The sequence below is a fragment of the Photobacterium jeanii genome (assembly GCF_001650345.1).
In the GTDB taxonomy this organism is placed as follows: Bacteria; Pseudomonadota; Gammaproteobacteria; order Enterobacterales; family Vibrionaceae; genus Photobacterium; species Photobacterium jeanii.
Window position 1 is genome coordinate 929,193 of the sequence record NZ_LVHF01000012.1, and the last position, 12,068, is coordinate 941,260.

The 12,068-nt window shown below is 46.0% G+C and carries 10 protein-coding genes; 4 read left to right on the forward strand and 6 right to left on the reverse strand.

Annotated features, from left to right (window positions below):
- Positions 1–6: 6 nt before the first annotated feature.
- The 4 genes from A3K86_RS05520 to yceD are packed head-to-tail and all read right to left on the reverse strand — an operon-like array spanning position 7 to position 2,709.
- Positions 7–963 (reverse strand): beta-ketoacyl-ACP synthase III, encoded by a 957-nt coding sequence (locus A3K86_RS05520; RefSeq protein ID WP_068328839.1) that lies wholly within the window; start codon positions 961–963, stop codon positions 7–9.
- Positions 964–968: 5 nt separating this feature from the next.
- Positions 969–1,994, reverse strand: coding sequence for a phosphate acyltransferase PlsX (gene plsX, locus A3K86_RS05525; protein ID WP_068328844.1), 1,026 nt, complete (start codon positions 1,992–1,994; stop codon positions 969–971).
- A gap of 9 nt (positions 1,995–2,003) precedes the next feature.
- Positions 2,004–2,174: a 50S ribosomal protein L32 gene (gene rpmF / locus A3K86_RS05530; protein WP_006231206.1), complete on the reverse strand. Its 171-nt coding sequence runs from the start codon at positions 2,172–2,174 to the stop codon at positions 2,004–2,006.
- Between the two features lie 19 nt (positions 2,175–2,193).
- Complete coding sequence (gene yceD / locus A3K86_RS05535; protein WP_068328847.1) at positions 2,194–2,709, reverse strand: 23S rRNA accumulation protein YceD; 516 nt, start codon at positions 2,707–2,709, stop codon at positions 2,194–2,196.
- Positions 2,710–2,985: 276 nt separating this feature from the next.
- Between yceD and A3K86_RS05540 the strand changes: the two genes are divergently transcribed.
- Positions 2,986–3,567: a Maf family protein gene (locus A3K86_RS05540; RefSeq protein WP_068328850.1), complete on the forward strand. Its 582-nt coding sequence runs from the start codon at positions 2,986–2,988 to the stop codon at positions 3,565–3,567.
- Between the two features lie 122 nt (positions 3,568–3,689).
- Here A3K86_RS05540 and rluC read toward each other — a convergent pair whose 3' ends face one another.
- Positions 3,690–4,637, reverse strand: coding sequence for a 23S rRNA pseudouridine(955/2504/2580) synthase RluC (gene rluC, locus A3K86_RS05545; RefSeq protein ID WP_068330241.1), 948 nt, complete (start codon positions 4,635–4,637; stop codon positions 3,690–3,692).
- A gap of 598 nt (positions 4,638–5,235) precedes the next feature.
- Between rluC and rne the strand changes: the two genes are divergently transcribed.
- Together rne and A3K86_RS05555 are read left to right on the forward strand one after the other, a co-directional pair.
- Positions 5,236–8,478, forward strand: coding sequence for a ribonuclease E (gene rne / locus A3K86_RS05550; RefSeq protein ID WP_068328853.1), 3,243 nt, complete (start codon positions 5,236–5,238; stop codon positions 8,476–8,478).
- Between the two features lie 268 nt (positions 8,479–8,746).
- Positions 8,747–10,306, forward strand: a complete 1,560-nt coding sequence (locus A3K86_RS05555; RefSeq protein WP_068328855.1) for a SulP family inorganic anion transporter — start codon at positions 8,747–8,749, stop codon at positions 10,304–10,306.
- 105 nt (positions 10,307–10,411) lie between these two features.
- Here A3K86_RS05555 and A3K86_RS05560 read toward each other — a convergent pair whose 3' ends face one another.
- The gene (locus tag A3K86_RS05560; protein WP_068328858.1) at positions 10,412–10,882 is read right to left on the reverse strand and encodes a low molecular weight protein-tyrosine-phosphatase; all 471 of its coding nucleotides are present in this window, start codon (positions 10,880–10,882) and stop codon (positions 10,412–10,414) included.
- A gap of 94 nt (positions 10,883–10,976) precedes the next feature.
- Between A3K86_RS05560 and A3K86_RS05565 the strand changes: the two genes are divergently transcribed.
- On the forward strand, positions 10,977–11,885 hold the full coding sequence (locus A3K86_RS05565; RefSeq protein WP_068328861.1) for a D-alanine--D-alanine ligase: 909 nt from the start codon (positions 10,977–10,979) through the stop codon (positions 11,883–11,885).
- The last annotated feature ends 183 nt before the right edge of the window (positions 11,886–12,068 follow it).

Below are 12,068 nucleotides of genomic sequence, written 5' to 3' on the forward strand. Positions count from 1 at the left end.
GTACCATTAAAATTTAACGAGCGCTGAGCCCCATGTGAAACCGCCACCAAAGGCTTCTAGCAACATGGTTTGACCACGTTGAATACGACCATCGCGTACAGCTTCATCTAATGCGGTCGGAACCGTTGCCGCCGACGTGTTACCGTGACGATCCAGCGTTACTACAACCTGATCCATCGACATCGACAACTTCTTCGCTGTCGCTGAAATGATGCGTAGGTTTGCTTGGTGTGGAACTAACCAATCAAGTTCTGATTTGTCCATATCGTTAGCGGCAAGCGTATCTTTCACCAAGTTAGACAGTTGTGTTACTGCTACTTTGAAAACCTCGTTACCCGCCATGTATAGCCATTTGTCGTCAGAGAAAGCTTGACCGTGCTCAGGTGTACCTAGGCTTAACAGACCACCAAAGTGACCGTCAGCGTGAAGGTGTGTAGAGATAATACCCGGCTCTTCACTTGCACCAACAACAACCGCACCCGCGCCATCACCAAACAAGATGATCGTGCCACGATCTTCTGGATCACACTTATGAGAAAGTGCATCCGAGCCGATCACCAGTACGTTTTTCGCCATACCAGTCTTAATATGCTGATCCGCAATGCTTAATGCGTACACAAAACCAGAACATGCCGCAGCGATATCAAATGCAGGGCAGCCTTTAATGTCTAGCATACCTTGAACCTGACAAGCCGCCGATGGGAAAGCGTGACTCGCACTGGTAGTCGCGACGATAATGAGATCAATATCTTCTTTTTCAATGCCCGCCATTTCAATAGCGTTTAAAGAAGCTTGGTAGCCCATCACAGCAACAGTTTCATCTGCTGATGCAATACGACGCTCACGAATACCGGTACGAGCTACGATCCACTCATCGCTAGTCTCGACCATTTTTTCTAAATCGGCGTTAGTACGCACTTGTTCTGGTAGGTAGCTACCAGTACCTAAAATTTTGCTATACATGAAAATTAATACGGCCTCTCGAGTAATACTTCTTCCAAACGATGACTTATTCTATTCGGTATCTGTCGTTTGACCTCGTGTACTGCTTCACCAATCGCATTAGCAAAAGCAGCGATATCGGCACTTCCGTGGCTCTTCACCACAATACCGCGCAATCCTAGCAGACTTGCACCATTATACTGGTCGGGGTTCAACTGCTTAAGGTCACTGAATAGGTCACTAAACAACCATTTAGCCAGCAAGCGCTTTATTGGATTACCATTGGCGACATTTTTGAAACTCGAAATGAAAAGGTCAGCCACCCCTTCACTTGTCTTCAAGCAAACATTACCAACAAAGCCATCACACACAACCACATCGGCTTTACCCGAATACAGTTGGTCACCTTCAATATAACCAACAAAATGAATGTCTGGTGATTGCGTTAGCATCTCAGCACAACGTTTAACTAAATCGTTGCCTTTGATTTCTTCCTCACCAATGTTTAGCAAAGCGACACGCGGCTGGCGAATATCACATTGCTCTGCCATCACAGAACCCATTACGGCAAACTGGAACAAGGTATCTGCATCGCAAGATACATTAGCGCCTAAATCAAGCAGCCATGTCTTATTTTCAGTTTTGGTTGGAATAGCTGAGACTAATGCTGGACGCTCAACACCTGGCAATTGCTTCAAAATGTAGCGCGACAACGCCATTAGCGCACCAGTATTACCAGCACTGACACACGCATTTGCTTGTTTATCAGCCACAGCATCAATCGCCATACGCATGGAAGTCCCTTGACTACGGCGTAACGCTTGCGATGGACGGGTGTTGTTTTCTATGACTTGTTCGCAGTGAACAACGGTGATACGAGGATGAGAAGCGTGGTTATGAAGAGATAGTTGAGACGTGATCGCACTTTGATCACCATAAAAAATAATTTTTAGCTCTGGGTATTGTAACAGTGCCTGCACGGCGGCAGGCACTGTTACTTGGGGACCGAAGTCCCCACCCATTGCATCAAGTGCAACGGTTAGTCCACTCAAGGTTCAACCTTATTTGTTGATAACCTTGCGGCCACGGTAGAAACCGTCAGCTGTTACGTGGTGACGTAGGTGAGTTTCACCACTTGCAGAATCTACAGATACAGCTGCAGTTGTTAGTGCATCGTGAGAACGACGCATACCACGTGCTGCACGTGATTTTTTGCTCTTTTGTACGGCCATTAACCCTACTCCTGTTAAATTACTTACTTAGATTTTTCAATACTGCAAACGGATTTGGACGCTCATCAGCAACGGGGATCTCACCAAAAGTCATGTTTCCGCTAGCTTTACAGTCAGCTTCATCATGCATTGCAACTTGTGGTAACTCTAGAATCAGCTCATCTTCGATAAGTTGAATCAGATTGATCTCGCCATTTTCATCGACTTCCGCCGGCTCATAGGCTTCCGGGAACTCATCAACTTCCTCTGGTTTGAGGAGTGGACTATAACAGAACTCAACACTGTATTTGTGCTGGAACTCTTCCTGGCATCGCTGACAGGTCAACGCCACTTCAACATCTGCACTTCCGCGCATAAAAGCAAGGTGACGTTGGTCAAAGTCAAATGATAAAGTGACGTTTGCATCACTTGTTACGCTCTGGGCTGATTCAGCCAAACGCTCCAAAAGTTCAACCTTGATGATGCCATCGTAGTCGAGTCTTTTTTGTGCAGCGCGAACCGGATCAACCGTTAGCGGTAATTTTACCTTTTGCATAGGGCGCGAATATTAGCCTTCTAATCAGTTTGAGTCAAAGGAAATGTGTGTGAATTAACAGCTTTTAACCAATTCACTATGGCAGACTGATAACTAGCTGCACCGAGTTGTCCATTTCCTGTGTATATCTTGCTTTCTGTAACGCAAAGAGTCACTTGCTTTAACAATTATGGCTGATGAAATATCCATCAATTCAGCACTAAAATCTCACCACAAGTACACTATTACGATGACAGCGACTAAAATGAAGCCTCAGTTTACAACCGAGATTCGACCATGTCACAACCTTTGCTGTTAGCCTCGACTTCACCCTTTCGTAAATCGCTATTGGAAAAATTTGGCTACCCATTTGATACCGCCAGCCCTGATACCGATGAAACCCCACTAGCCGGTGAAACTGCATCAGCATTGGTCACCCGTTTAGCCGAACAAAAAGCCAAAGCGTGTGCTGCCGACCACCCTGAACACCTTATTATAGGCTCAGATCAGGTGTGTGTTATTGATGGTCAAATCTTAGGCAAACCCTTAACCAGTGAAAAAGCTTGCCAACAACTTGCAATGGCGAGCGGAAAAACCATTACCTTTTATACGGGTTTAAGCTTATATAATGCTAAAACTCAGCAAGCCCAGACCATTTGCGAACCTTTCCATGTCCACTTCCGACAACTTACCGAAGGGGAAATTGCCCGTTATGTCGAACGTGAACAACCACTCTATTGTGCTGGCAGTTTCATGTGTGAAGGATTGGGGATTACGCTTTTTGACCGCTTAGAAGGCCGCGACCCAAATACCTTGATTGGTCTACCTTTAATTGCCCTTCGTGAATTACTGGCGAATCAAGGCGTTGATATTTTATAGTTTGCCTGCCCTCAAGCCATCGCTCGCATTACTAATGCGATCAAAAAAGCAGAAGCTAATAACTTCTGCTTTTTTATTGCTATCAACATGTAATAACCAACGAGACGGCAAGACCGCGTACGTTAACGCTTAATGCGCAATTGCTCGACCGCACGTTGTAACTTGGCTTCCATTGGTGCACTGATATCCATCAGCTCTTCCGTACCAGGGTGAGTAAACTTGATATTAGCCGCGTGCAGGAACAAACGATCTAAGCCTACTTTCTTAGTAAAGGCATCAAAGCGAGGATCACCATAGCGATCATCCCAAGCAATCGGGTGACCCGCATACTGACAGTGCACACGAATTTGGTGGGTACGCCCAGTAACAGGGCTCGCCTGTACCAGTGTCGCTTTTTCTAAACGCTCTAGCACTTTGAAGCGAGTATCCGACGGTTTACCGTTCGGGTTAACACGCACAATACTGTTCACTTCGTTTTTCAGTAGTGGCGCAGTCACTTTCTTGCAACTCGCCTTCCACTCACCCATTACCAAAGCGAAGTAGTATTTCTGTACCGTTTTATTGCGGAACTGCTCTTGCAGACGACGCAACGCAGAACGCTTCTTGGCCACCAACAAAATGCCCGAAGTATCACGGTCAATACGGTGAACTAACTCAAGAAAACGCGCATCAGGGCGTAACGCACGAAGCGCTTCAATCGCACCGAATTTTAAACCACTGCCACCATGCACAGCCGTACCCGACGGCTTGTTCAAAATCAACATGTGGTCATCTTCATAGATGATGCAAGATTCCAGCTCAGCCACTTTGTCCAATTTAGTACTCAGTGGCGCTTGTTCTTCTTTTTCCGGGATCTTCACCGGAGGAACGCGAACAAGATCACCGTCCTGCAATTTATATTCAGGTTTAATACGTTTTTTGTTTACTCGCACTTCACCTTTACGCAAGATGCGGTAAATCATGCTCTTTGGAACGTTTTTAAGCCGAGCGCGGAGAAAGTTATCAATCCGCTGGCCTGCAAAATCATCGCTAACTTCGATGAACTGCACTTTTGGTTTATCTTCATTCATGGGGCGAGATTGTATACCCAAATGACGCCATGATGCTATGCTCATGCTTTGTTTAAGCAAAATTGCTTCAGCCATTTTTATTGATTAAGAAAAAAGCAATCAAAACAGCCTTTGAAGCCATTTACCTACGCTAGCGCCTGTTTTTTCCATCTGTCACCAGAGAAAGAATTCGCGAAACGACAATAAAGCTGATTGCCGCCAATTTTACTGGCTGCTATCATTGCGTTCTGAGTGGGTTAAAATGCCCACTTTTTTGACAAGGCGATGAATATCTCGCCTAAACGACTAATATATATGCAGCTTTAATAACATACGCAGCAGATGGCGTAAGACGTAAGATGTTTTTAGAGCAATATTAGCGTGTTTGATTAAAGAATTTTTATCGATGCGTAGATACAACCGCATCGATGTGGTGATGCCGGCTGTTTACTTACTGACCTAACCGTCTGAAGCAGTCGGCTAATAAGTGTTGCCGAAAAGCACTCCTGAAAATTCCAGCCGTGAGGCTGCACTCGTCTACAGTCTTGGAGTCTGGCACCGTCGATAAAGAATCTCTGATCTACTCGCTATAACAACGAAAATTAACGAGTACACTAAAATGAAAAGAATGTTGATTAACGCAACTCAGAAGGAAGAGTTGCGCGTCGCATTAGTTGATGGGCAGAAGCTGTTCGATCTAGATATCGAAAGCCCTGGCCACGAATCTAAAAAATCAAATATCTACAAAGGCCGCATCACGCGCATCGAACCAAGTCTGGAAGCAGCGTTCGTTGACTATGGTGCAGAACGCCACGGTTTCCTCCCTCTTAAAGAAGTCGCTCGCGATTACTTCCCAGCTAATTACACTTACCAAGGTCGTCCAAACATCAAGGAAGTGCTAACTGAAGGCCAAGAAGTTATCGTTCAAGTTGATAAAGAAGAACGAGGCAACAAAGGTGCAGCGCTAACCACTTTTATCTCTCTTGCAGGTAGCTACCTAGTTCTGATGCCAAATAACCCTCGTGCAGGCGGTATTTCTCGCCGTATCGAAGGTGAAGAGCGAACTCAACTTAAAGCCGCGCTAAGCACGTTAGAATTGCCACAAGGCATGGGTCTTATCGTACGTACCGCAGGTGTAGGTAAATCAGCTGAAGAGCTAGAGTGGGATTTAAATGTTCTCCTAAACCACTGGAGCGCAGTAAAAGAAGCCGCTGATGCTGCTGAAGCACCTTTCCTAATTCACCAAGAAAGTAACGTCATTGCACGCGCTATTCGTGACTACCTACGTCGTGACATTGGTGAAATCCTAATCGATAGCCCGAAAATCTTTGACCGCGCTCGCGACCATATTAAGCTAGTTCGTCCGGACTTCTTGTCTCGCGTTAAACGCTACGAAGGTGAAGTACCGCTATTTAGCCACTACCAAATCGAAAGTCAGATCGAATCTGCGTTCCAGCGCGAAGTTCGTCTACCTTCTGGTGGTTCAATCGTTATTGACCCAACCGAAGCACTTACTTCTATCGATATCAACTCTGCTCGTGCAACCAAGGGCGGCGATATTGAAGAAACGGCACTACAAACTAACCTAGAAGCTGCCGACGAAATCGCACGCCAACTACGTTTGCGTGACCTAGGTGGTCTAGTGGTTATCGACTTCATTGATATGACGCCAGTTCGTCACCAACGTGAAGTAGAAAACCGTCTACGCGAAGCGGTTCGTATTGACCGTGCACGTGTTCAAATTGGTCGTATTTCTCGCTTCGGTCTACTGGAAATGTCGCGTCAGCGTCTTAGCCCATCACTGGCAGAAGCTAGCCACCATGTGTGCCCACGTTGTACAGGTACAGGTGTTGTTCGTGATAACGAATCACTATCGCTATCTATCCTTCGTCTAATCGAAGAAGAAGCACTAAAAGATAACAGTGCACAAGTACTGGCTATCGTACCTGTGGCAGTGGCATCGTACCTATTGAACGAAAAACGCCGCTCAGTACAACACATTGAGAAATTCCACAATGTCCGCGTCATCATTGTTCCTAATGCTGACATGGAAACACCACATTTTGACGTACTACGTGTACGTGGTGGTGAAGAAAATGACGCTTTGTCTTACCACATTCCAAAGCAGCTTGAAGCGTTAAAAGAAGCAGAAGTAACTGAGCAACAACAGCCAGAGCGTACTGCGAAGAAACGTGAAGAGCCTGTTCTACAAGGTTTTGCTGCGCCAAAACAACCAGCGCCAACAGCGAGCAAGCCTGCTGCAAAAGCAAAACCAGCAGCGCAAAAACAGAAGAAACAAGAAGAGGCGAAACCAGGCCTGTTCAGCCGTTTATTCTCTGCTATCGCAAACTTCTTCTCTGGTTCATCAGAGCAAGAAGCTGAGAAGCAAGAAAAAGAACAGAAAAACAACCGTCAGCGTCGCGACAACCGTGGTAACCGCAATAACCGCAACAATCGCCGCGATAAAGACAACCGTCGTCGTAACAACCGCCAGCAAGATGGCGAGCGTAACGACAACGAGAGCCGCGACAATCGTGAAAACCGCAACCAGCGTAACCGTGGTGATAAGAGCCAAGGTGAGCAGCGTCAACGTCGTAACGAGAAAAACAAGCAAGACCGCCAAGAGCGCAACGCGCAAGGTGAAAAAGCGAACAAGCAACGTCAACGTAACGACGAAGCTAAAGAGCAAAAACGCCAAGCACGTAAAGAAGAAATTCAAGCGCAAAAGCAACGTCAAAAGCAAGAACAGCAAGGTGCTGACAACGCAGCTAACGACGAGCAACAACAGCGTGAGCAAGCTAAAGCGGCGAAAGTAAAACAACGTCGTCAACGTCGTCAACTACGTAAAAAAGTACGTGTTCAAGACGAAGCTGAAAACGCACCACTAGCGCAAGATGCACAAGCACCAGAGCAAGCTCAAGAAGTAGAGAAAAAGCCAGCAGCGATTTCTCCACTACAAGCAATGGGCACTTCAATGGCGAAAGAAGCGCAAGCTGAGTCTGAAGTAGACAATCAAGCAGTTGAAGGCGCAGAGCAAGATCAGGACCAAGAGCAAACTAACGGTCAACGCCGTAACCGTCGCTCTCCTCGTCACCTACGTGCAAGTGGTCAACGCCGTCGTCGCCTACGTGACACTCGTGTTGAAAAGCCATCTGACGAAGAAATGGTTTCTGACGCTATCGGTAACGCAGTTGAAGAAGCTTCTGATACGCTAGGCGATATGGAAAACGTAGTTTCTGTTGTTGAAAAACCACAGCCAGTACGTCCTGCAGCTGGTGTTGCTTCTCCAGAAATGGCAATGGGTAAAGTATGGGCTCGTGCTCCTAAGCCAACAGTTACAGCCATCAACGAAGAATCTGCACCAACTATGGTTGAAGAACCTGCTGAAGTTGCAGAGCCTGTAGTTGAAGAAGCCGTTGAAGCACCTGTTGCTGCGCCAGTGGTTGAAGCTCCTGTAGTCGAAACGCCTGTTGTAGAGACCCCTGTGGTTGAAGCACCTGTGGTAGAAACTCCGGTAATTGAAACACCGACAGTCGAAGTTGAAGCTGAACCTGTAGCAGCTAAAGTTGAAAATACTGAAGCTGAAACAGCGCAAGCACCTGCTGTAGAAACCCCAGCTGTAGAAACTGTTGTTGAAACTGCTCCAGTTGCGACAGTGAAAGCGCCAGTAACTGCGACTTCACCACGCGGTAAGCACGCTGTGTCTGTAATGGCTAAAGCACCAGCTCCAGTTGAAACGGGCAGTGAAACAATTGTTGCCATTGCACCGCTTCGCAGCGAACGCCTACAAGCGCGTCAAGCTGGTAGCCAAACGGCAACTAATACAGCAACAGCACCAATGACAAAAGCGATCCCTCGCTAACTGAAGTATTCAACTTCTAAGTCATAAGTGACTCTCTAAAGGCCATGCTAACGCATGGCCTTTTTGTTCCCCCCCTTTACTCCCTCACTCAAACAATCTCGTTATTGATTAGATCAATATAAAAGCGAGAAATAGTCCGCATAAAAGTTGAACTAACTCACGGTTTTCGGTAGGATTCGCAGCTTTGTACCAAAAGCTACCGTGCATAAAATTCACGGTAACACGGTATTCTTCTTTCCATCACCTAACACAGCAGCACATATTAAACATGTTTGAATTTCCAAAGTTTTCACGTCAGTCTGTCAAGAATGATGTTTTATCAGGCCTGACGGTTGCACTGGCACTTGTGCCTGAAGCCGTTGCATTTGCCTTTGTTGCAGGTGTTGACCCTATGGTGGGTCTATACGCTGCCTTTATCGTTGGTTTAGTTACCGCTGTCTTTGGTGGTCGTCCGGGTATGATCTCAGGTGCGACTGGCGCAATGGCCGTTGTAATGGTAAGCCTTGTATCTGAGCACGGTATCCAGTATCTGTTTGCTGCTGTAATGCTGGCAGGTGTGCTCCAGATCTTAGCGGGTGTATTTAAGCTCGGTAAGTTCATTCGCATGGTACCGCACCCGGTAATGATCGGCTTTGTAAATGGCTTGGCGATCGTTATTTTCCTTGCCCAACTTGGTCAATTTAAAGTGCCAGATGCCACAGGTGCGATGCAGTGGATGCAAGGTGCTGAACTTTACACCATGCTCGGCTTGGTACTGCTTACCATGGCTATCATTCACTTCTTGCCTAAGCTAACAACCGCTGTACCATCTTCACTGGTTGCTATCATTACCGTTACGCTGCTTGTACACGGTCTTGGCTTAGATTCACGTACTGTTATCGATTTCGTTCGCTCTATGAGTGGTAATGCGGATGCAACGCTTGCGGGTAACCTACCAACATTTGCGATCCCAGATGTAGGCTTCAACCTTGAAACACTTCGCATCATTTTGCCTTACTCCCTTATCCTTGCTGCTGTTGGTCTGATCGAATCGCTACTAACCCTAACTGTTATTGACGAAATGACAGGTACTCGTGGTCAAAGTAACCGTGAATGTGTGAGCCAAGGTATGGCTAACGTGACTTGTTCAGTATTCGGTGCCATGGGTGGTTGTGCCATGATTGGTCAGTCGATGATCAACATTAACTCTGGTGGTCGTGGTCGTCTATCAGGCATTACCGGTGCCGTTGGTCTACTGCTGTTCATCCTATTTGGCTCTGCGCTGATTGAAATCATTCCACTAGCAGCGCTAGTTGGTGTGATGTTCATGGTAGTGATCGGTACATTTGAATGGGCTAGCTTCAAGATGATGCGCAAAGTGCCTAAGCACGACTTCTTCGCTATCATTCTTGTTACCTGTGTAACCGTAGCTGCTGACCTTGCGATCGCTGTACTTGTCGGTGTTATCTACTCAGCGCTTGTATTCGCTTGGGAGCACGCAAAGCACATCTACGCTTCAACCCATATGGATCAAAACGGTTCTAAAATTTATGAAGTCAATGGTCCGCTATTCTTTGGTTCTGTAACTCACTTCCAAGAGCTATTTGATGCTAAGAACGACCCTAAAGATGTGATTATTGATTTTGCTAAATCTCGTGTATCAGATCACTCTGCAATCGAAGCTATCGATACCATTGCTGACCGTTACGCACAACTAGGTAAAACTCTGCATATTCGCCACTTGAGCCCTGAATGTCGCTCATTGCTACAAAAAGCAGGTAACCTTGTAGAAGTGAACATGTTGGAAGATCCAACATACAAAGTCGCAACCGATACTTTAGGTGGCTAATAAGCATTAAGCTTATAGCTAACTTTAAGATCCAAAACGCCCGCAATCGCGGGCGTTTTTTATTTCTGTCGCTACTATTTTGATGCTCCTATGATGCACCAAGAGCTAACGCATCACTTCTTGAGCTAAAAATCGATCGGCGGCATCTTCAATTAAGTCGAGCACATGTTCGAAGCCTCGTGCCCCACCGTAATATGGATCTGGAATTTCATCGTTATCAGTCGAACCATAACTAAGAAAAAGTGCAACCTTATGCTGCAGGTGTGGAGGACATTGTGCTAATACATCTTCTAGATTATTGCGGTCGGCTACCAACAACTTATCAAAACGAGTAAAGTCATCAGGTTGAATGCGACGTGCCCGTATCGATGAAAAGTCATAGCCACGTTTTTCACCCGCTTCAACAGCACGCGGATCAGCTTGTTCACCTTGATGGTAGGCAATCGTGCCTGCTGAATCCACTTCAATATCACAGCCTAATTGCTGCGCTTTATGGCGTAAGACCGCCTCTCCTGTAGGGGAACGGCATATATTCCCCATGCAAATCACCAAAACTTTGTAGGTATTGTTAGACATGACGCACCTTGATGTTAATATTGCCAGTAGCTTTAATGCACACAGTTCCACTGTAACCATACACTTATAACCACTATATAATGGGAATCCAATCGTGTTAAAGAGAATTGCAGTACTTTATGGCGGATGCTCTAGTGAACGCACAGTTTCGTTAATGTCGGGTGAAGCAGTTTCGGCAGCGCTTAGTCGTAAAGGCTACGAAGTCGTGCCTGTTGATATTGATGAAAACTTTGATATTACGACCCTTAAGCAATACCAAGTTGATAAAGCTTTCTTAGCCTTACATGGCGGTATCGGTGAAGACGGTACCTTACAAGCCGCGTTAAAAATGTTGAATATCCCTTACACGGGCAGCCACCACCGCGCATCGGCCATTGGTATTGATAAATCCTTAACTAAAAAAGTTTGGCAAGCCGCGGGGATCCCTACCCCAAATTTTGTTGAACTGCAGAAAGACTTCTTTCAACCTAATCAAATCAGTGAGCGCTTTGCCAACTTCACCTTCCCTGTTGTTGTAAAACCTGCGACTCAAGGTTGTAGTATTGGTATCAACCAAGCTAATGACATGGAAGAGTTAAAATTCTACATTGATGAAGCTTTCAAATATGAAGATACCATTCTGGTTGAAGCCTACGTACACGGCCGTGAATACACGGTGAGTATTCTGGGCGATCAAGTGCTGCCTTCAGTTGAAATCAAACACTCACACTCTTTCTTTGATCATGAAGCTAAGTTCAAGTCGGCTGATACTAAATACCTGTGTCCCGCTGAATTAACTGAAGAGCAAGAAAAAGCGATTCGCTCGCTTGCTCGCCGTGCCTTTGACTGTGTAGGCGCTTCTGGCTGGGGACGTGTTGATATCATGGCCGATGAAAAAGGTTACTTCTATGCCATTGAAGTTAATACCATCCCAGGCATGACAGAGCGTAGTGTATTCCCGCTAGCAAGCCAAGAAGCAGGGCTTAACTACGACGATACTGTCGACGCTATCCTAAACGTATAGCCAACAAGGTTCACTACCTTACTAACTAACTCAAAGAGACGACTTCCCCCTCGTCTCTTTTTGTTTATAAGTCTGTTCTTAATTGATAAGTTTGATATTAGATTAATTCCAGTTTTACCATTGCCTTCTCTTGGCGTCTGCCGCAAAATTCCTTCTTATCGCTTATTCAGAAGGACTTGCCCC